This is a genomic window from Kaistella solincola, assembly GCF_000812875.1.
GTDB classification, from domain to species: domain Bacteria; phylum Bacteroidota; class Bacteroidia; order Flavobacteriales; family Weeksellaceae; genus Kaistella; species Kaistella solincola.
The window spans coordinates 281445-301937 of record NZ_JSYK01000002.1 but is presented as its reverse complement, the minus strand read 5'-3'; the positions used below and the strand labels follow the sequence as shown (position 1 = coordinate 301937).

Below are 20493 nucleotides of genomic sequence, written 5' to 3'. Positions count from 1 at the left end.
AAAAAAACGCTTTGACAATTCAAAGCGTTTTGCAAAAATTTGTAGACCCACAGGGATTCGAACCCCAACTGGCGGTACCAAAAACCGAAGTGCTACCGTTACACCATGGGTCTGTCATTATTTTGGTGGTGCAAATCTAAAACAAATATTTTTAATTAAAAAATTATTTTCAAAATTATTTTTTAAAACCCGAAATTATGCCTTTTTTTAGTTTTATTTCACGTGAAAATTCCGTATTTTTGACAAAATAAATTTACAAATGAGCAGTATTGACGATAAGAAAAAAGCACTGGCTTTAGTGCTTGATAAATTAGATAAAACTTACGGTAAAGGTACCGTAATGACTTTGGGTGACGCATCTGTGGACACCGATATCGAGGTGATTCCATCGGGGTCGCTTGGGGTAGATTTGGCTTTGGGCGTTGGCGGTTATCCGCGCGGCCGCGTCATCGAAATTTATGGACCGGAATCATCCGGAAAAACGACTTTGACTTTACACGCTATTGCTGAAGCGCAAAAATTGGGCGGAATTGCTGCTTTTATCGATGCAGAGCACGCTTTCGACAGAAGTTATGCGAGAAAACTCGGAATTAACCTAGATGATCTTATTATTTCTCAACCAGACAACGGTGAACAGGCTTTGGAAATCGCTGATAATTTAATCCGTTCCGGTGCTGTGGATATCGTGGTGATTGACTCTGTGGCGGCTTTAACGCCAAAAGCAGAAATTGAAGGTGAAATGGGAGATTCCAAAATGGGACTTCACGCGAGATTGATGTCACAGGCATTGAGAAAATTAACCGGAACCATTTCTAAAACCAAATGTACCGTGATTTTCATCAACCAGCTGAGAGAAAAAATCGGGGTGATGTTCGGAAACCCGGAAACGACAACGGGCGGAAATGCGCTGAAGTTTTACGCTTCGGTAAGGATTGATATAAGAAAAGCCAGCGCGCCGATTAAAACAGGTGATGAGGCCGTAGGAAGCCGCGTGAAAGTGAAGATTGTGAAAAATAAAGTAGCTCCACCTTTCAAAATGGCAGAATTCGACATCATGTACGGTGAAGGCATTTCGAAAACTGGTGAAATCCTGGACGCTGCCGTAGATATGGGAATTGTGAAAAAAAGCGGTTCCTGGTTCAGCTATGCGGACACGAAACTGGGTCAAGGTCGCGATGCGGTTCGTGATATGTTGAAAGACAATCCGGATTTGTCTGATGAGCTTGAAGGAAAAATCCGCGAAGAGATTAAAAACAAAAAAGAAGCTTAATCCCAACTATTTTAATAATAAAAAAAACGGCATTTTTTGCCGTTTTTTTTGTTTTTCACCCGGATGTTTTAATTTTTTGAATGAAAAAATTCGGCGTTAAATGGGTGTTTTTTTTGTTTTTTGCTTAAACACAATTTTCGGTTAAATAGCAGCTAAAATCTGCCGGTTATTTTACCTTTTTTTTACGGTTTTGCTTAAGCTGAACTTTGGTTAAATAGCAGCAAAATTTTATTGGTTAATTCAGTGTTTTTTTTGAATTTGTTGAAAATGGAAATCGAAAAATTTGGGTGAAATAGCGGCTAAAAAATTCTAAACAAAAAGGAAAATTAGCACGCAAGCCGCAATAGGGATAGCAACGGAAACCCCGGACCCGCCGCGCGGGGAGGAGTTGCAGTGAATAGCCCGGTCCCCTTGGCCGGCGCCGCAGGTGCCGGCCAAGGGAATTGCCCAAATTCTTGACAAAATGTCACTTTCTGCAGATTGGTGTTCTATTTGAGATTTCCCTCGCATAACATAAAAATCACTTAAAATGACACAAGGAAATATTAATGTCTCGGTGGAAAATATTTTCCCCTTAATCAAAAAGTTTCTCTACAGCGACCACGAAATATTTTTGCGTGAGCTGATTTCTAACGCGACAGACGCGACTTTGAAGCTGAAACACCTGACCAGCATCGGTGAAATAAAAACCGACTACGGTACACCGAAAATTGAAGTTGCGATCGATAAAGACGCGAAAACGCTTACGATTTCTGACCAAGGAATCGGGATGACGGGTGCTGAAGTTGAAAAATACATCAACCAAATTGCATTTTCAGGCGCTGAAGAATTCTTGGAAAAATATAAAGATACTTCGAAAGATTCCGGAATTATCGGTCATTTTGGACTTGGATTTTACTCTGCGTTTATGGTGGCGGAAAAAGTGGAAATCGTTACAAAATCTTACAAAGACGAACCTGCTGTGCGTTGGATTTGCGACGGAAGTCCGGTTTATACTTTGGAAGAAGCCGACAAAACCAAGCGTGGAACGGATATTATCCTGCACATCGCTGAAGATTCTACGGAGTTTTTGGAAGAATCCAGAATTCGCGAGCTGCTTTTGAAATACAATAAATTTATGCCGGTTCCGATTAAATTCGGCACCAAAACGGAATCTTTACCATTGCCTGAAGATGCTGCCGAAGACGCAAAAGCGGAAACGGTGGAAGTAGACAATATCATTAATAATCCGACTCCGGCGTGGACAAAAGCGCCAAGTGAGCTGACCGATGCGGATTACAAGCAGTTCTACCACGAGCTGTATCCGATGCAGTTTGAAGAGCCTTTGTTCAATATTCATTTGAACGTGGATTATCCGTTCAATTTAACCGGAATTTTGTATTTCCCGAAACTGACCAACGGTTTAAACATTGAAAAAGATAAAATTCAGCTGTACCAAAATCAGGTTTACGTGACCGATGAGGTAAAAGGAATTGTGCCGGATTTCCTTATGTTGCTGCGCGGTGTCATCGATTCGCCGGACATTCCGCTGAACGTTTCCCGTTCATATCTTCAGGCGGACGGCGCGGTGAAAAAAATATCGTCTTATATCACCAAAAAAGTGGCGGACAAAATGGTTTCATTATTCAATGAAAACCGTGAAGATTACGAGAAAAAATGGAATGACATCAAAATCGTCATCGAATACGGAATGATTTCCGAAGATAAGTTCTTTGATAAATCGGACAAGTTTGCACTGTATCCAACCACCGACGGAAAATATTATTTATGGTCTGAACTTGAGGAAAAACTGAAGCCGATGCAGACTGACAAAGACGGAAATTTGGTGCTGCTTTACGCGACAAACGAACACGATCAGCACAGTTATGTACAGGCTGCGAATGACAAAGGTTATGAAGTTTTGTTACTTGATTCACCAATAGTTCCGCATTTGATTCAGAAATTAGAAACTTCGAAGGAAAAAATTTCCTTTGCTCGTGTTGATGCTGATCACCTGAATAATTTAATTAAAAAAGAAGATTCTGCGATTTCTAAATTGAATGAAGAGGAAAAAGAATCTTTGAAGAAAAATATTGAAGAAGCAGTGAACGACACTAAATTTTCCGTTCAAATCGAGGATTTAGAAAGCACCGAAGCGCCGTTTATGATCACACAGCCGGAATTTATGCGCCGTATGAAAGATATGCAGGCGACCGGCGGCGGTGGAATGTTCGGCATGGGCGGTTTCCCGGAAATGTATAATTTGGTGGTGAATTCGAACAGCGAACTGGCGTCGGAAATTCTGAAAAATGAAAATGCTGAAGAGAAAAATACCAAAATTAAATATGCTTTAGATTTGGCGAAACTTTCTCAGAATCTCTTGAAAGGAAAAGATTTGACAGATTTTATTCAAAGAAGTTATCAGCAGTTGAGTAAGTAATTGAAAAGAGCCAAGTAAAGCGAAAAGAACTTTACTGATATAACCTCGTACGAGTTTCAAACTTTTACGAGGTTTTTTTATTTCTGCATTCGTAGTTATAATTCCTCCAGCGGATTCCAAAACACATTTTTAAAATTCTGGATTTTTCCTTCTTTTACCTCGATATTTTCTGCTTTTAGCTTTCCTATAAAATCGCGTTTACAGCTCGCAGTAATTCTTCCCGAAGCATTACACACGCGGTGCGCCGGAAAATCATCGTCGTAATTTCGCAGCGCATTTCCTACATGCCGCGCGTGATTCGGATAACCCACCGCTTTTGCAATCGCGCCGTAACTTGTCACACGACCTTTCGGAATAAGGTTAATGATTTCAAAAACCTGCTTGTTGAATAAATCATTCATAGTTTAAAGTTAGAAATTATCAGAAATATTTTGCGTAAAAAAAACCGCCCCATTTCTGAGACGATTTTAGATATCTAACTTCTAGCTTCTAATATCTAGCTTCTAACTTTACGAGTTTTCCAAAATATAAGAGAACATCAGCGGCGCACAAATCGTGGCGTCACTTTCAACGATAAATTTCGGTGTCGTGATATCCAGTTTTCCCCAAGTAATTTTTTCGTTCGGCACCGCACCGGAGTACGAACCGTAAGACGTTGTAGAATCAGAGATCTGGCAGAAATACGACCAGAAAGGTATGTCGGTCATTTCCATATCCTGATACAGCATCGGAACTACGCAGATTGGGAAATCACCCGCGATTCCACCGCCAACCTGGAAGAAACCAACGCCTTTTCCACCCGAATTTTTCGGATACCAATCAGCCAAATACATCATATATTCAATCCCCGATTTCATGGTCGAAGGCTTTAGTTCACCTTTAATACAATAGCTGGAGAAAATATTTCCCATGGTAGAATCTTCCCAGCCTGGCACTACAATCGGCAGGTTTTTCTCCGCCGCGGCCAACATCCAGGAATTCTCTTTCGGGATTTCATAATATTGCTCCAAAACGCCTGATAAAAGCATTTTATACATATATTCATGCGGGAAATAACGCTCGCCTTTTGCTTCTGCATCTTTCCAAATTTCCACAATATGTTTCTGCAAACGTCGGAATGCTTCCTCTTCCGGAATACAAGTATCAGTCACACGGTTTAACCCTTTTTCCAGCAAATTCCATTCGTCCTGCGCAGTCAGGTCGCGGTAATGCGGCACTCTTTCGTAATGCGAATGCGCCACGAGGTTCATCAAATCTTCCTCCAGATTCGCGCCCGTACACGAAATAATATCCACTTTATCCTGACGGATCATTTCGGCCAGAATTTTCCCGATTTCCGCAGTAGACATCGCGCCGGCGAGGGTAATCATCATTTTTCCGCCGTCTTTCAGGTGCGCCACATAACCTTTGGAAGCGTCTACCAAAGCGGCGGCATTAAAATGCAGATAATATTTTTCTATAAATTCCGTAATCGGCTTACTCATAATTTTTTCGTTTTAGCAAAGATAATAATTAAAAAGAATTCTTTTAGGAGCAAGACGGTTTTCGCTCCGTCCGAAGATTACAACCCGCTTTCCGTTTTATCCCCGGCTTCGGTTGCAACCTCGCCGGGGGATGCCACTGCAATCGGGGCTAGGGGAGCTTTGGTTTCTTCTTTTAAAAGCAAAACGCAAAAAAATACGTTTTAGCAGTCAATTTTTTTACATCTGCGAAAATCAGGAAAATCCACGCGAATTAAAAAAAATGCCCTTTCAGCAGCTAATTTTTTACATCTGCGAAATTATCAAAATCTGCGGGAGCTAAAAACCAAAAATTCACCCTTAAAACAGCAAATTTTTCCAAAAATTATTCTCCCCGGAATCGCCGGTTTTCCTTTTTTGCGGAAAGTTCCTTCTTCGCTTTCAGGCGTTTTTCAATTTTGGATTTCGAAGGTTTTGTAGCTTTCCGCGCTTTCGGAATGAAAAGCGATTTTTTCACCAGCTCTAAAATCCTTTCCGTCGCGATTTTTTTGTTCTGCAACTGCGTGCGGCTTTCCGAAACGGTGAGCTGCAAAATTCCGTCTGAATTGATACGATTTTTCAGTTTTTCAGAAATCATTTCTTTCGCTTCAATTGAAAAAAAATCGCTGGCGGCAACATTCCACATGACGGTGACGGAAGTTTCCACCTTGTTCACGTTTTGTCCGCCCGCGCCGCTGCTGCGCGAGGTTTTATACGTCAGTTCTTTGGTGAAATCTCTCATGGAAACAAAGATAAAGAATATTGTAAAACGAAAAAAAATGCCGTTTTAGCGGCTTATTTTTTGGAAACGGTTTGAAGCAACTTTTGGCGGTCGATTTTTCCGTTCGGGATGCGCGGAAATTCTTGGAGGAAAATAACTTCTTTGGGCTTGTGATTTTTCGTCGGAAAATTCAGAGTATTTAACGCCGATTTTTGCGTTTCGGTAATTTCACCTTCAATAACCAAAACCAATTTTTGGCCTAAAGTTTCGTCCGGAATTCCGAGAAAAACAAGCTCCTGAGGCAGGATTTTTTTCACCAATGCTTCCAATTCTTCCGGATAAATTTTCAATCCACCGGAATTGATGACGTGATCTATTCTGCCTAAAAAACGAAACTGGTTTTCGTTTTTTATCTCAACTAAATCGTTCGTTGTAAGCAGTTCCGAATTTAAATTGGGCGCGAAAATCTGGAGACAGTTTCTGTCATCGGTAGATATTTCCACGCCAGGCAAAACAGAAAAAAATGCCTCCGGAACGGGGAAAATTTCTTTGAGCGCGATGTGAGATAAAGTCTCCGACATGCCGTACGTTTCGAAAATTTTCGGTATTATATGGCCTTCGCTGAATTTTAAAGCGCTGTGAATTTTATTTTTCAAAGTTTCAGAAACCGCGGCACCGCCAATAATAATATTTTGAAAAAAATGCAGTTTTTGCAGGGAATTTTCTACCTGAAGTGGCGACAGCGCACAGAAGTCAATTTCTTCGCTCACATCTTCCAGCGGCGCGGCGGATGGTGTTTTTACGGTTAAAATCAAGTTTCTTTCAAGTGCGCGAACAACCATCATCTTTCCCGAAATGTATTCTACCGGAAGACAGAGTAGTGCCGAATCGCCTTTTTGAAGTCCTAAAATGTCGCCGGTCATTTTCGCGGAATAGCGCATTTTTTCTTTCTCAATATCGAAAATTTTCGGTGTGCCTGTGGAACCCGAAGTCTGAACTTTTACCGTTTCGGATGCTGAAAACCACTCGCTGATAAAAGCGAGCACTTTTTTTTCAAAATCGGTTTCCGGCGTGAGTTTTTGCCAGGAGTTTTGAGAAAAATCGATTTTCATATTTTGAAATGGTTTTGACGTAGCGACCAAACGCGTGAGGGCGGAGGCGGAAATCCTTTTTTTACGACGCGTAAGCGCCGTAAAAAAAGATTGCAGCCGGAGACCGACCCGATGCGGCTGCCAATGCGCTGGTAATCGGGGCACGCCCAAAAAATTTACATGCGGTTTACGGTGCCGATTCCTAATAATTCAAGCCCTTTTTTGATGGTTTTTCCGGTTAAATCTGACAGTTCAAGACGGAAACTTTTGGTATTTTCATCGTCCTGACTCAGGATCGGATTGTTCTGGTAGAAGGAGTTGTAGGATTTTACGACGTCGTAGATATAGTTGGCCACGAGCGCGGGCGAAAGTGTTTCTGCAGCGCGCGAAACGGTGTCTCTAAAGTTGGAAAGATGCATTACCAAATCTTTTTCTGAACTTGTGAGTTCGTACTCGGAAAGCGTGGTTGGCTGGTAGTTGGCTTTCGCGAGCAACGACTGGATTCGCGCGTACGTGTACTGGATGAACGGGCCTGTATTCCCAGCAAAATCGATACTTTCTGCCGGATTGAAAAGCATTTTCTTTTTCGGATCTACTTTCAGCATGAAATATTTTAGTGCGCCAATTCCGACGGTTTCGTAAGATTTTTCTTTTTCTTCGTCGGATAGATTTTCGAGTTTACCTAGTTCCTGTGCTTTTTCTTTTGCTGTGATGCACATTTCCTGCATCAAATCGTCGGCATCAACGACGGTTCCTTCGCGCGATTTCATTTTGCCTTCCGGAAGTTCTACCATTCCATAAGAAAGATGGTAGAGATTTTCTGCCCAAGAATAGCCTAATTTTTTCAGAATTTTGAAGAGCACATCGAAGTGGTAATCCTGCTCGTTCCCAACGGTGTAGATGAGTTTCTGAATATCGTTCTCCTGAAAACGCTGAACTGCTGTACCCAAATCTTGGGTCATATACACGGAAGTTCCGTCGCCGCGCAAGAGCAGTTTGTGGTCCAGACCTTCATCGGAAAGGTCACACCAAACGGAGCCGTCTTCTTTTTGGTAGAGAACACCCGTAACCAAGCCGTGCTGAATAAGATCTTTACCTAAAAGATAGGTGTTGCTTTCGTACTGGATTTGGTCGAAATCCACACCCAAACGTTTGTAAGTTTCGGCGAAGCCGGCGTACACCCAAGAGTTCATTTCAGACCAAAGGTTGCGCACAGTTTCGTCGCCTTTTTCCCAGTCGAGAAGCATTTTCTGTGCTTCGAGCATGACAGGTGCCTGTTTTTTAGCGGTGTTTTCGTCGGTTCCTTCAGCAACGAGTTCGGCGATTTGCTTTTTGTAGTTTTGGTCAAAAGCGACATAATAGTTTCCCACCAATTTATCGCCTTTTAAGCCGGTATTTTCCGGAGTTTCCTTAGCGCCGGATTTTTGCCAGGCGAGCATTGATTTGCAGATATGGATTCCGCGGTCGTTGATGATCTGAGTTTTGATGACGTTATAGCCGTCCTGTTTTAAAATTTTGGAAACAGAGTAGCCCAAAAGATTATTTCGGATATGGCCGAGGTGTAAAGGTTTGTTGGTATTTGGCGAGGAAAATTCGACCATTACCGTCGCGTTGCGGCTTTCAATCTGGTCAAAAGTTTCTTTGGTGTGCTGGAAATTGTTGAGGAAAAATTTGTTTTTGACTTTTAAGTTCAGGAAGCCCTTTACGACGTGATAACTTTCAACAAAATCTGACTGCGTCATAAAAGCGTCGCCGAGTTCCATCGCGATGTAGTCGGGGCTTTTCTTTAAAAATTTGACGAGCGGAAAAGTTACGATAGTGAAATCTCCTTCGAAGTCGGTTTTATTTTGCTGTACCTCCAGGGTGACTGTATCGGTTATGTTTAGACCATCTATTTGAAAAACCGTGGCGATAATTTCTTTTAATTTGTCCTGAATAATATCTTTAATGTTCATGGTAGATTTTTGATATACAAATATACAGAAATAAAAAAGCCACTCCGAGGAGTGGCTGAATTAATTACTGAAGGTTAAACCTTAGAATTTGTCCCAGAACAGTTTTGTAGTTGCTTTGTCACCACCTATTGCGGTCGCAGCAGCAGTTACATTTGTTTTGTTCAACACATATTCCTGATCAGAGTAAGGCATTCTTACCGGTACCCCTTCAAGTTTATTGTTTTTAGGGTTTTCAAACTTAGGATAATCTAATCTTCTTGAGAATAACCAAGCACCGAAAGGCTGGTTGAATAAAGCAATGTAAGCTTCTTCCCCAATTGATTTTTTCCAGTTTGCAGCATCGTATGGATGAGCAGCTAAATAAGCTGCAGCATCAGCAGTGCTTACCTCGTTCAAGGCCATTGAAGTTAGTACAGCTTTGTTGTACATTTCAGCAGCAGTTCCGCCTACGTTGTATCCTCTTGCAGCTGCTTCAGCTTTCATAAACAATACTTCTTCGTAGCTTAAGTATGGTGCTGGTGCATCAGGCGCTAACCAGAAATCACTCATGTGAGATTTACCATTAAATGGATTTAATTCTCCAAATATACCTCCAACATATTTACCGTCAACAGTAGTAAACCAAACTTCTCTTCTTGGATCATTTTTAGCGTTCATCATGTTAATAACCAGTTCTGTTGGAACAAAGTCATTTCTACCTGAAGCAACTAAATCGTCATAAACTGGGTTATTATAAGTTCCACCAGCGAAGTCCAGAGTATAAGACTCATCTGCTGAAGCAATTACACCTGAAGCTACCGCTGCTTCTGCAGCAGATTTTGAAGTCGCAGGATCTACGTCAGCTAAGTTAAGAGCCATTCTTAGTTTTACAGAGTTTGCAACATGTTTCCATTTTGTCATATCTCCACCATAAACTAAGTCACCACTTCCGTATCCATTTGCACCTTCATCAATTTGTGCAACAACGGCATCAATTCTTTTCAAAAGATCAGCATAAATTGCTTTTGCATCATCATATTTTGGCGCAAAATTACCCTCTGCTGCTGCTAGCGCATCAAAATATGGTACGTTACCGTAAGTGTCTACCAAGTTTTCCCAAACTATAATTTGTGAGATTTCCAAAGTAGCCATCTTATTTGTTCTTTCTGCTTCAGAAAGAGCAGCTTCGGCCGGAAGGTTCTTTTTAGCTTGCTCATAATTGTTCAATGAGTTCACATACATTCTGTTCCAGTGGTTACGAGGTTGGTTACGGGTAACCAAGTCGTAGTTTGTTTCGTCTGTATAGGTGGTTTCGGTCCACTGTTGAACGAAGAAACGATAGTTATTAAAGTTTACGCTACCCGTAAATGTAGAGTAGAAAAACCTTTCTTGCCCCATTGCCAATAATGTCTCAGAAGGCAATACAGAGGGAGCTTTCACGTTTTCATTTAATGAAAGCAAATCTCTCTGGCACGACGTAAGGCTGATTGCAGCCAACGCACCTATGATAAGTTTATTAAGTATTTTTTTCATTGTTGTAATCTTAGAATTTTAAAGTAACATTTAATCCGATATCTCTTGTTGTTGGTAGAGAACCGATTGACCATCCGTATGAACTTAGGCCACCGCCGACCATGTTTTCAGGGTCTGCATAAGGCAAGTTTTTGTGGATAATCCATAAGTTTCTACCTACTAAAGATACTTTAGCGTCTCTCACCCAAGTCCCAGCCAAAATGGTTTTTGGAAGGGTATACCCAATAGCAGCTTCTCTTAGTTTAACATATGAACCATCATATACGAAACGGCTTGCAGGCATTCTAGCATACCCGTCCAATGATCCAAATGCTGAAGGGTTACGTGTATTGGTTGTATTCGGGCTACCATCTGGATTTACACCTGGCCAAACAATTCCTTTTTCTCTGATATCACCTACGGCAGATTCAGGATACAAACCTGTTGCCAAACCGTAATACATATCGGTAGAAAATACATCACCACCTTGTCTAACATCGATCAAGAAACTTACAGAAAGTCCTTTGTAATCAAAGCTGTTTCTTACACCACCAATCCAGTCTGGTGTTGCATTACCAATAATCTTGTTGTTTTCTCTTAAGTAATAACCAGTTGTAGCATTAACTACTGGCTGACCATTTAAGAAAACATAATCACTACCTACTAAAGTACCCCAAGCTTCACCTTCTCTTGCGTTAAGTGAAACACCACCTTGGTATCCTTGAAGTAATACGTTGGATACATCAGAAACTTCATTATGAAGAAGTTCAACAACTTTGTTTCTGTTTTGTGACCAGTTGATGTCCATATTCCAGGTAAAGTTTGAAGTTTTAATTGGAACAAGTCCTAAAGCAACTTCATAACCCCAGTTGTCAATCTGTCCAGCATTTACAGAAGCTGAGCTTAACCCAGACGCTGATGAAATTGGAAGAGTAGGAAGGATCTGGTTAATGGTTTTTGTTTTGTAGTATGCCAAATCAAAAGTGAATCTGTTTTTGAAGAAGCTACCTTCAGTACCCACCTCGAATTCTTTTGCTCTTTGTGGTTTCAAGTCAGCGTTTGGCTGTCTTGTTTGAGTTCCGGAAAGACCTACATCACCAAAGAATCCTGCTGGAGCATAGTAGTATGCTAACTGATATGGATCTGCTGTTCCACCAACTTCAGCATAGTTTGCTCTTAATTTCCAGAAGTTCATCCAGCTTGGTTTTATCAATTCTGATAAGATCAAAGCACCGGTGACAGAACCGTAACCATAAACGTTGTTTCCTCCCGGAAGCGTTGAACTCTGGTCAACACGGTAAGTTCCATCTAAATAGAAGATTTTGTAGAAATCGAAAGATGCTGAAGCATATCCCGAATTCGTTTGCCAAGTTACTTCACTTTCAGAAGGTGCTAACGTAGGTGCAGCACTGTTACCAAGGCTATAGATATTTCTGATTACCAAACCTCCTTCTGTAGAAGCGTAAAGGCTGCTATTGTAGTTTCTTCTTATAGTTCCACCGACGATACCGCTAACATTTACATTATCTGTAATATCAAATTTATAGTTACCGATCAAATCGTAGTTGGTTTCGTTTCGACGAACATCTCTTCTTGCGTATCCTGATGCAACATCGTTACCAGAAGCACCAAAACCACTTGCAAGCGTACCAACTGCCATTTTTTGCTCAACGCGCAGATCACTTCTGTCATAAGAAACTCTACCCATTACACTGATATCCTTAGTAAAATCATAGGTTATGCTCGCAACATTAAAGTTTCTGTTTCTTTGGTCTCTAGGTGCATTCTCATACGCCTGGAAGTAAGGGTTGTTCCAGAAAATTGGTCGCGTATTGCTGGAGTCGTAAGGGTTCCAGGTTACGTTACCGTAATTGTTAGCTTCTACCGGATTCGCAATGTTTCTGAAATAAGCATCTCTTAGCGATAATACATCTACGTTGGTTTGCCACCATTGTCTGAAACCAGACATAATATTGTCACTGTACGCTCCGATTGCTCTACCTTTTGTGTCTTGTAAAGTTAATGTTGTGTAGAATGATGCGTGAAGCTTTTCTGTAAAATCGTAATTTGCTTTTAAAGAGAAGGTGTTTTTGGAAAGTTTAGAGTTCGGCATTATTCCACTTTGCGTCATGTTATCATAAGAAAACAAGATGTTTGAGTTTTGATTGCCTTTTTGCAATGAAACAGTATTCGAGAAAGTGAAAGGTGTTTCGAAAAATTCGATTGGAGCGTTTTTACCAGCTACCCAAGGAGTCGCTTTACCATATGTTGGTGAAGTCGGATCCAAAGATTCCCATTGGTAAACCAACTGATTCGGGTTGAATCTTGGTCCCCAAGAAGCATCTTCTGCAAAGTTTGCATAGAAATTTCCGTCTGGTGCAGGATTTTCGGTATAGAAGCTAGGATCGTATCCAGCGCCGTATTTGTCTTGGTATTCAGCAAAGGTGCTTTTATCAACAAATCCTGCTTGAACACCTGTTGACCAGGTTACACCCCAAGATCCGTCATCATTTCCTCTACCGTTTTTGGTAGTAATCAAAATTACACCATTCAAACCTCTTTCACCGTAAAGAGCAGATGCTGCCGCACCTTTCAAGACGTTGATTGAAGCGATATCTTCCTGGTTGATGTCAGAAAGCGCGTTACCGTAATCTGTATTACCGTAGAGTGAAGAGGTGTTGTTAACAGGCGACCCGTCAATTACCACCAAAGGAGCAGCACCGTCTACAGACTTAACCCCTCTAATTACCAAGTTGGCAGAACCCCCAAAGTTACTGGTTGTAGTAACATTAAGACCTGCAACTTTCCCGGAAAGTTGAGAAGCAATGTTTCCTGTGTTGGTTGTTCCTTCTGTTAAAGCGTCTGCTTTAACCTCCTGAGAAGAGTAACCCAGTGATTTTTTCTCTCTTTTAATACCTAAAGCCGTAACTACGACGCCTTCGATATCCTGTGTTTTAATTGTATCTCTTGTCTGTGCATTTACCAAAGCAAATGAAGCAGTCAAAACTACAGCTAAAACGCTTGTTGTTAGTTTCTTCATATCAAATTAAATTTTTTCATTACAACAAAAGTGCACACTTTAATTTATATATCCAAATTATTTGTTAACAAATTCTTAATTAATTTGTATTTTTGTCACCTTAATTACCATTTAATTATTAAACAGGTACTATAAATGAAATTGCGTAAAAGCTGGTCATCGCTCTACCTGGAGGCAGGTTGCGATGAAGTAGGAAGAGGATGTCTTTGCGGTCCGGTCGTAGCTGCAGCTGTTATTTTACCCAAAAAATTTAAGCAAAATTTGGTTAATGATTCCAAAAAATTAACGTTTCAGACCCGAATGGATTTGGACTCCTATATTAAAGAAAATGTAATGGAGTTTGCAATTGCGGAACTTCCGCCGTCTTTTATAGATGAACACAATATTCTAAACGCCAGCATTCACGCGATGCACCGTGCCGTAGATCAATTAACGACGCGCCCGGAACTTATATTAGTTGATGGCAACCGGTTCCACGCTTATCCTTTTATTCCACATCAGTGTATTATAAAAGGTGATGAAAAATTTCTTTCAATTGCGTGTGCTTCAATTTTAGCAAAAAATTACCGTGATCAACTGATGATAAAACTTCATGACGAATTTCCGCAATATGGCTGGAACACCAATATGGGCTATGCGACAAAAGCACATCAGAATGCATTAATGGAATTTGGGCCAACTGTTCATCACCGAAGGTCATTCCGCTTAGATTATAGCCAAGCGGCGCCGGAAGAGGAAGCAGCATATTTAGAAGCATAAAAAAGCCGGAAGATTTTCTTCCGGCTTTCTTGGTGTTTTTTTCTATTTCTTCTTAGACTGCTGTTGCTGAAGTTTTTGCTGTTCCTGTGCTTTTTCCATCATCACGCGCATTCTTTTCTGAAGTTTTCCTTCTTTCTTCGGCTCTTTCAATTTATTCGCCTGTATTTGGGCATGAATTTTCTTTTCATCCAAAATCCAATATTTAATGACTAAAATGATTAAAATATTAATCGCATTCGATACGAAGTAATACCACGAAAGTCCGGATGCGGAGGTATTAAGGAAGAAAAGGAAAGTAATCGGGAAAATGTACATAATCACTTTCATATTCGGCATACCTTCCTGAGTTGGCTGCTGAATATTTCCGGCAGTCATTACGGTGTAAATTAAAATCACCACGGTACACGCAATCGCAAATATGCTTAAATGATCTCCTAATAACGGAATTGAAAACGGAAGTTTTATCACATCGTCATATGCGGTCAAATCTTTAGCGAACCAAAAACTTTTTCCACGGAGGTCAATCATATTCGGAAAAAAGCGGAACAGGGCGTAGAAAATCGGTACCTGTAAAAGTCCCGGCAAACAGCCCGCCATTTGGTTTACACCGGCTTTCCGGTAAACCGCCATGGTTTCCTGCTGCTTTTTCATCGGGTCGGCGTCTTTGTATTTCGCGTTTACTTCATCAATTTCCGGACGAATTACGCGCATCATCGCGCTCAGCTTATGCTGCTTAAACATTACCGGCGACAAAATAATTTTCACGATGATCGTCATCAGGAAAATTACCCAACCTGCAGCTAATCCCCAACTTGAAATCAAATTGTACATCGGGATGAAAAACCATCGGTTTAAAGTTCCGATGAACGACCAACCCAGTGGAAGCAATTCATCGAAGTTTTTGTCGTAAGATTTTAATAAAGGCAAATCCAAAGGCATGAAATACCATTTGTAATTCTGGCTCATTTCACCGCCGGCCAAATCAACCTGACCGTTAAAATTAAATTTTTTCAGAAAATCGCCTTCGTCAATCATGTCCTGACTGCCCTGCGAGTTTTTAAAACCGTTTTGCGGCTCAATCACCATCGCGAAAAACTGCTGTTTTATAGCCAACCAGTTTAGGGTTTCGTCCGGTTCCTCCATTGTGGTTCTCCCGTCGTAATCAAAACTGCTGTAATTATCAAAAACGTAATTAAATTCCGTATGAGTTTGTTCCTGCGAACGTCCTTTTTCATGCTGACGCGCTGTAAAATCCCAAACAAAATCTGCTTTGGTATCCGAAACCAGCTGAGATAAACCTTGTGTTTTTACGTTAAAGTCAATCGTATATTTCCCGAGCAACGTATAAATGAATTGGATCACAGCGCCATTTGCATTCGCCTGCATCGTTACGGTATTTCCGTTTTGTGTCGGCGTGAAAACTAAATCTTTAGTGCTGAAAATTTTACCCGTTTTATCTTTAAACTGAAATCCGTATGAAGAATTATTCTGGTCAAAAAGCAGTAATTTTTTGTCGTTTACATCGGTATTTTTGTTGTACGCTTTGTATTCGTTCAGCTCCACGGTAGAAAGCTGGCCGCCTAAAGTAGAAATAGAAACCGTCAGCTCTTTATTTTTTAACTGAACTTGCTGAATTGAAGTTGCCTGTACACTGTCGTTCAGGTTGGCTACAACTGCCGGCTTTGTTGCGTTGGGTGTCGCTGGCGTTACTTGAGTGGTCTTTTGCCCTTCTGCTAACTGCTGTTCTGTAGCCTGCTTATTCTGAAAATAAAACATGGCGCCCATGATCAACAAAGAAAACAAAACGAAACTGATCAGTTGGTTTTTATCTAAACCGTTATTTTGCTGCATTTTAATTTATTTGGAATTGAAATCGCGAAGCTCAAAAATTTGCCTTTCCTGCCTCATAATTTTAGGTGGCAAAAATACTGAAATTTTTGGCAATCAAGAAGATTTTACCTATTCATTTAAAAAACGAGAGATAAAAAACGGCTGTCTTTTATCTCTTGTTGTTTATTTTTTCGCGGAAGCTTGTATCAGCGCCTTGAATAAAGGATGCGGCGAGGCAACCGTGCTCTTATATTCCGGGTGATATTGAACACCGATATAGAAAGGATGATCTTTAAGCTCAATGGTTTCCACCAGTTCCGTTTCCGGATTGACGCCCGTCGGAACCAAACCGTTCTTTTCAAACTCCTCTTTATATTCAGAATTGAATTCATAACGATGGCGGTGCCTTTCCGAAATATTTTTCGAACCGTAAATTTCGATAAGTTTCGAGCCGCCTTTCAGCGCACATTTCCAGGCGCCAAGACGCATTGTGCCGCCTTTTTCCACCACATTTTTCTGGTCTTCCATTAATGAGATCACGGGTTCCGGCGTGGAAGTGTCAAATTCCATGGAATTGGCTTTCTGGTAGCCCAAGACATTTCTCGCAAATTCAATCGTCATAATCTGCATTCCGAGGCAAATTCCCAAAAGCGGAATATTATTTTCTCTCGCGAATTTCGCGGCTGCAATTTTTCCTTCGATGCCGCGATCACCGAATCCGGGTGCGATCAGCATTCCGTCAATTCCCTGCAAAGTTTCGGCGATATTTTCTTCCGTCAGCTCACCGCTGTACACCCAGCGGATTTTCACTTCAGTTTCCATATTAGCGCCAGCGTGGATAAATGCTTCAGCAATCGATTTATAAGAATCCTGCAGCGAAACATATTTTCCGATCAGCGCGATTTCCACCGATTTTTTCGGATTTTTATATTTTTTCAAAAAGCTTTTCCAGTCTTTCAGGTCGGCTTCTGAGTCAGATTTTAAGTTCAGTTCTTTTAAAACCACATCATCAAAGTCCTGTTTCTGCAAATAAAGCGGAACTTCGTAAATCGTTTCCAGGTCTTTACATTCAATCACGTTTTCCAATGGCACGTTGCAAAACTGCGCCAGTTTCATGCGCTGCTCTTTCGGGATAATGTGCTCCGTGCGGCAAACCAGGACATCCGCCTGAATTCCCGATTCCATCAGCTGGCGCACCGAGTGTTGCGAGGGTTTCGTCTTCAGTTCTCCGCTTGAGGCCAAATACGGCAACAAAGTCAAATGAATCACCATGGAATTATTTTCACCCAGTTCCCATTTTAATTGTCGAACACTTTCTATATAAGGAAGCGATTCTATATCGCCAACAGTTCCGCCAATTTCGGTGATGATGATGTCGTAGTTCTGTTTCGCCAGTATTTTTATTCGGCGCTTAATTTCGTTCGTAATATGCGGAATCACCTGCACGGTTTTCCCCAGAAAATCACCTTTCCGCTCTTTTTCAATTACGGTTTGGTAAATTTTACCGGTTGTTACGTTATTATTTTGCGAAGTTTTAGAATCCAGAAATCTTTCGTAGTGGCCCAGATCAAGGTCGGTTTCCGCGCCATCTTCCGTCACGTAGCATTCGCCGTGTTCGTACGGATTCAGCGTTCCCGGATCGATATTTATATAAGGGTCAAGTTTTTGGATTGTGACATTAAAACCTCTCGATTTCAGCAGTAAGCCGAGCGATGCCGAGACGATTCCCTTGCCTAAAGAAGAAGTTACACCGCCCGTTACGAAGATGTATTTCGTGTTCTTTTTACTCATTAGATTAGGTTTGGGCAAAGTTAAGGGAATTTGCAACGCGGCGCAACTAAAGCGCTGCCAAATATTTTTCAGGAGCCGGGAACCTGCTTTCCGCTGTATCTTTTTCTCCTCGTTCCTCGTCAAAAAAGGATGCCGCTGCAATCAGGGCTAGAAATACTTCGCACCAAAAAAATATGCTGCTATTTCGGCATTTTTTTCAAAATAACTTCGCATGCAAAATCAAGAAAAAATGCTCATTTAAAGCGGAATTTTTTAGTTGCTGAAAGTCTTCGCTCGCAGATTTTCACAGATTAATTTGCGGCGCGTAGGACTGTTTGTGCGCCAAAAATTTTTCTTTCCTCTTTAAATACTTTTTCCTTTTACCTTTTTCCTTTTCTCTTTTTTTCAAAAATCCCTGCATTCGCACCAAAAAATTTGCCGCTATTTTGTCATTTTTTTTAAAATTATTTCGAGCAGAAAATTTTCCTAATCTGCCCTGAAAAAAGGAATTGGTCAATATGATACGCGCTAAAAACGTAAACCTGACAGTTATCATACGAATGTGGCCAAAACTGTTTTAACTTCACCAAAGGAATTTTGTCCTACACACAGTTACAATGAAGTGACTGTAAAAAATTAAAAAAATGAAAAACACATTGAAATCTATTTTGGTTTTATTTGCTGTTACCCTTACTGGATTGGTAAATGCTCAAAACATCACAGGAAAATCTACAACTGTAAATATCGAAGGAACTTCACCAGTGCATGACTGGGTGATGAATGGGTCATCTGCAACCTTTACAGGAACTGTAGACGGAAACACCATCACCAATGTAAAATTCACAATGCCGGCAAAAAGCCTCAAAAGCACCAAAGGAAAAATGATGGATAACAAAGCATATGGAGCGCTGAAATCAGATAAGTATCCTAACATTACTTTTACCGCACCTACATTAGCAGTTGGAAAAGGAAATTTGGCAGGTAAAATGACGATAGCAGGTGTTACCAAGGAGGTGAATTTCCCTGTAACAGTAACTAAAAACGGTAAATCTTATCATATAACAGGGACTGAAAATATGAAACTTTCAACTTACGGTATGGAAAGACCTGGTTTCATGGGAGTAAAAACCGGTGATGCGATTAAAGTGACTGTAAATATTGTTGCGAACTAATCAAACAAGAAATATTCTTCAATAAAAAGTAGCCGCTTTCCAGCGGTTATTTTTTTTGCAAAAATTTAATTATCCAAAAAAAAGAAGGAAATTCGCAACATGGCAAAAGTGAAAACGGCATATTTCTGTCAAAACTGTGGCTCCCAATATCCGCAGTGGCTTGGGCAGTGCAAGAATTGCGGCGAATGGAATACTTTGGTGGAAGAAATCGTGGAGAAATCTCCCGCGAAAAGTTTCAGCGAAAAATCCAAGCAGCATATCATCAATATCATTGAGGTGGAAACTCAGGAAGAACCAAGAATTACAACACCTTCCGAAGAATTGAACCGCGTTTTGGGCGGCGGCATTGTCCTGGGTTCCGTCACGCTGATCGGCGGCGAACCCGGCATCGGAAAATCGACCTTATTGCTGCAGCTGGCGCTGAAGATGAAAAAGAAAATTTTGTACGTTTCGGGGGAAGAAAGTGCCTCGCAGATCAAAATGCGCGCGGACCGGCTTACGGAACTTCAGAACCCAAACTGCTACCTTTTTACCGAAACCTCGGTAGAAAAAATCCTGCACGAAGCCAAAAAATTGCAGCCCGATTTTGTGATTATAGATTCAATCCAAACTTTGCAAAGTCAGCTGATTGAAAGTTCGCCGGGAACGGTTTCGCAGATCCGCGAATGTTCCAACGAAATTATAAAATACGCGAAACAGACCAATACGCCGGTGTTTTTGGTCGGTCATATCACCAAAGATGGCCAAATTGCCGGCCCGAAAGTGTTGGAACATATGGTAGATGTGGTGCTGAATTTCGACGGCGACCGCAATCATTTATTCCGCCTCTTGCGCGCCAGCAAAAACCGTTTTGGCTCCACTGCGGAAATCGGTATTTACGAAATGGTGTCCCAAGGTTTGAAAGAAATTAAAAATCCTTCGGAAATATTAATAACTAAAAAGTTCGAGGAACTTTCCGGAAATTCTGTCGCAGTGACTTTGGAAGGAAACCGCCCGATGCTGATTGAAATCCAGGCGCTGGTAAGTTCCGCGGTTTATGGTACGCCACAGCGCAGTTGTACAGGTTTCGATTCCAAAAGACTGAATATGCTTTTGGCGGTTCTCGAAAAAAGAGCGGGTTTTCAGCTCGGTGCCAAAGACGTGTTTCTTAATATAACTGGTGGAATAAAAACAGGAGACCCAGCGCTGGATTTAGCAGTGGTAGCTTCCATTTTATCTTCCAATGAAGATGTAGCGATTTCCGAACATTTCTGTTTTGCGGGAGAAATTGGTTTGAGTGGAGAAATCCGCCCCATTCCGCAGATTGAGCAAAGGATTTCCGAAGCTGAAAAACTCGGCTACGAAAAAATATTCGTTTCAAACCTCAATAAAATTCCAAAGAAAAAATACGGCATCACCATTGTGGAAGTGAGTAAGATTGAGGATTTTCATGAAAGCTTGTTTTAAATTTATCATTCACCATTAACCATTAACGAT

At 41.1% G+C, this 20493-nt stretch carries 14 protein-coding genes and 1 tRNA gene; 5 read left to right on the top strand and 10 right to left on the bottom strand.

Annotated elements, in window-relative coordinates; translation table 11 throughout:
• Positions 1–42: 42 nt before the first annotated feature.
• Positions 43–113: transfer RNA gene (locus OA84_RS02375), tRNA-Gln, on the bottom strand.
• A 146-nt stretch (positions 114–259) separates the two neighbouring features.
• Here OA84_RS02375 and recA point away from each other — a divergent pair.
• Positions 260–1270, top strand: coding sequence for a recombinase RecA (gene recA / locus OA84_RS02370; RefSeq protein ID WP_039341793.1), 1011 nt, complete (start codon positions 260–262; stop codon positions 1268–1270).
• 529 nt (positions 1271–1799) lie between these two features.
• On the top strand, positions 1800–3689 hold the full coding sequence (htpG, locus tag OA84_RS02365; protein WP_039341791.1) for a molecular chaperone HtpG: 1890 nt from the start codon (positions 1800–1802) through the stop codon (positions 3687–3689).
• 95 nt (positions 3690–3784) lie between these two features.
• Here the strand turns inward: htpG and OA84_RS02360 are convergent, their stop codons facing one another.
• The 7 genes from OA84_RS02360 to OA84_RS02325 all read right to left on the bottom strand — a co-directional run bounded on the left by OA84_RS02360 (position 3785) and on the right by OA84_RS02325 (position 13486).
• Positions 3785–4090: an MGMT family protein gene (locus OA84_RS02360; protein ID WP_039341788.1), complete on the bottom strand. Its 306-nt coding sequence runs from the start codon at positions 4088–4090 to the stop codon at positions 3785–3787.
• A gap of 108 nt (positions 4091–4198) precedes the next feature.
• Positions 4199–5173: a deoxyhypusine synthase family protein gene (locus OA84_RS02355; protein ID WP_039341785.1), complete on the bottom strand. Its 975-nt coding sequence runs from the start codon at positions 5171–5173 to the stop codon at positions 4199–4201.
• 361 nt (positions 5174–5534) lie between these two features.
• Positions 5535–5930 (bottom strand): alternative ribosome rescue aminoacyl-tRNA hydrolase ArfB, encoded by a 396-nt coding sequence (arfB, locus tag OA84_RS02345; RefSeq protein ID WP_039341780.1) that lies wholly within the window; start codon positions 5928–5930, stop codon positions 5535–5537.
• Between the two features lie 53 nt (positions 5931–5983).
• Positions 5984–7021 (bottom strand): AMP-binding protein, encoded by a 1038-nt coding sequence (locus OA84_RS02340; RefSeq protein ID WP_039341776.1) that lies wholly within the window; start codon positions 7019–7021, stop codon positions 5984–5986.
• A 155-nt stretch (positions 7022–7176) separates the two neighbouring features.
• On the bottom strand, positions 7177–8955 hold the full coding sequence (argS, locus tag OA84_RS02335; RefSeq protein WP_039341773.1) for an arginine--tRNA ligase: 1779 nt from the start codon (positions 8953–8955) through the stop codon (positions 7177–7179).
• Between the two features lie 81 nt (positions 8956–9036).
• Complete coding sequence (locus OA84_RS02330) at positions 9037–10467, bottom strand: SusD/RagB family nutrient-binding outer membrane lipoprotein (protein WP_039341771.1); 1431 nt, start codon at positions 10465–10467, stop codon at positions 9037–9039.
• A 10-nt stretch (positions 10468–10477) separates the two neighbouring features.
• A complete protein-coding gene (locus OA84_RS02325; protein ID WP_039341768.1) occupies positions 10478–13486 on the bottom strand; it encodes a SusC/RagA family TonB-linked outer membrane protein in 3009 nt (1002 codons plus the stop codon).
• A gap of 135 nt (positions 13487–13621) precedes the next feature.
• Between OA84_RS02325 and OA84_RS02320 the strand changes: the two genes are divergently transcribed.
• Positions 13622–14245, top strand: a complete 624-nt coding sequence (locus tag OA84_RS02320) for a ribonuclease HII (RefSeq protein ID WP_052252070.1) — start codon at positions 13622–13624, stop codon at positions 14243–14245.
• A gap of 42 nt (positions 14246–14287) precedes the next feature.
• Here the strand turns inward: OA84_RS02320 and yidC are convergent, their stop codons facing one another.
• On the bottom strand, positions 14288–16096 hold the full coding sequence (gene yidC / locus OA84_RS02315; RefSeq protein WP_039341765.1) for a membrane protein insertase YidC: 1809 nt from the start codon (positions 16094–16096) through the stop codon (positions 14288–14290).
• A 162-nt stretch (positions 16097–16258) separates the two neighbouring features.
• Positions 16259–17866 (bottom strand): CTP synthase, encoded by a 1608-nt coding sequence (locus OA84_RS02310; RefSeq protein WP_039341763.1) that lies wholly within the window; start codon positions 17864–17866, stop codon positions 16259–16261.
• 623 nt (positions 17867–18489) lie between these two features.
• On the opposite strand from OA84_RS02310, the gene OA84_RS11125 reads away from it, so the two are divergent.
• Together OA84_RS11125 and radA are read left to right on the top strand one after the other, a co-directional pair.
• A complete protein-coding gene (locus OA84_RS11125) occupies positions 18490–19017 on the top strand; it encodes a YceI family protein (RefSeq protein WP_052252069.1) in 528 nt (175 codons plus the stop codon).
• A gap of 99 nt (positions 19018–19116) precedes the next feature.
• Positions 19117–20463, top strand: a complete 1347-nt coding sequence (gene radA / locus OA84_RS02290; RefSeq protein WP_039341756.1) for a DNA repair protein RadA — start codon at positions 19117–19119, stop codon at positions 20461–20463.
• Positions 20464–20493: the final 30 nt, after the last annotated feature.

Coding starts and splice junctions, on each gene's coding strand:
- OA84_RS02330 (WP_039341771.1), bottom strand. CDS start 10,467: ATGAAAAAAATACTTAATAAACTTATCATAGGTGCGTTGGCTGCAATC.
- argS (WP_039341773.1), bottom strand. CDS start 8,955: ATGAACATTAAAGATATTATTCAGGACAAATTAAAAGAAATTATCGCC.
- OA84_RS02310 (WP_039341763.1), bottom strand. CDS start 17,866: ATGAGTAAAAAGAACACGAAATACATCTTCGTAACGGGCGGTGTAACT.
- OA84_RS11125 (WP_052252069.1), top strand. CDS start 18,490: ATGAAAAACACATTGAAATCTATTTTGGTTTTATTTGCTGTTACCCTT.
- OA84_RS02340 (WP_039341776.1), bottom strand. CDS start 7,021: ATGAAAATCGATTTTTCTCAAAACTCCTGGCAAAAACTCACGCCGGAA.
- OA84_RS02320 (WP_052252070.1), top strand. CDS start 13,622: ATGAAATTGCGTAAAAGCTGGTCATCGCTCTACCTGGAGGCAGGTTGC.
- OA84_RS02355 (WP_039341785.1), bottom strand. CDS start 5,173: ATGAGTAAGCCGATTACGGAATTTATAGAAAAATATTATCTGCATTTT.
- yidC (WP_039341765.1), bottom strand. CDS start 16,096: ATGCAGCAAAATAACGGTTTAGATAAAAACCAACTGATCAGTTTCGTT.
- OA84_RS02360 (WP_039341788.1), bottom strand. CDS start 4,090: ATGAATGATTTATTCAACAAGCAGGTTTTTGAAATCATTAACCTTATT.
- radA (WP_039341756.1), top strand. CDS start 19,117: ATGGCAAAAGTGAAAACGGCATATTTCTGTCAAAACTGTGGCTCCCAA.
- htpG (WP_039341791.1), top strand. CDS start 1,800: ATGACACAAGGAAATATTAATGTCTCGGTGGAAAATATTTTCCCCTTA.
- OA84_RS02325 (WP_039341768.1), bottom strand. CDS start 13,486: ATGAAGAAACTAACAACAAGCGTTTTAGCTGTAGTTTTGACTGCTTCA.
- recA (WP_039341793.1), top strand. CDS start 260: ATGAGCAGTATTGACGATAAGAAAAAAGCACTGGCTTTAGTGCTTGAT.
- arfB (WP_039341780.1), bottom strand. CDS start 5,930: ATGAGAGATTTCACCAAAGAACTGACGTATAAAACCTCGCGCAGCAGC.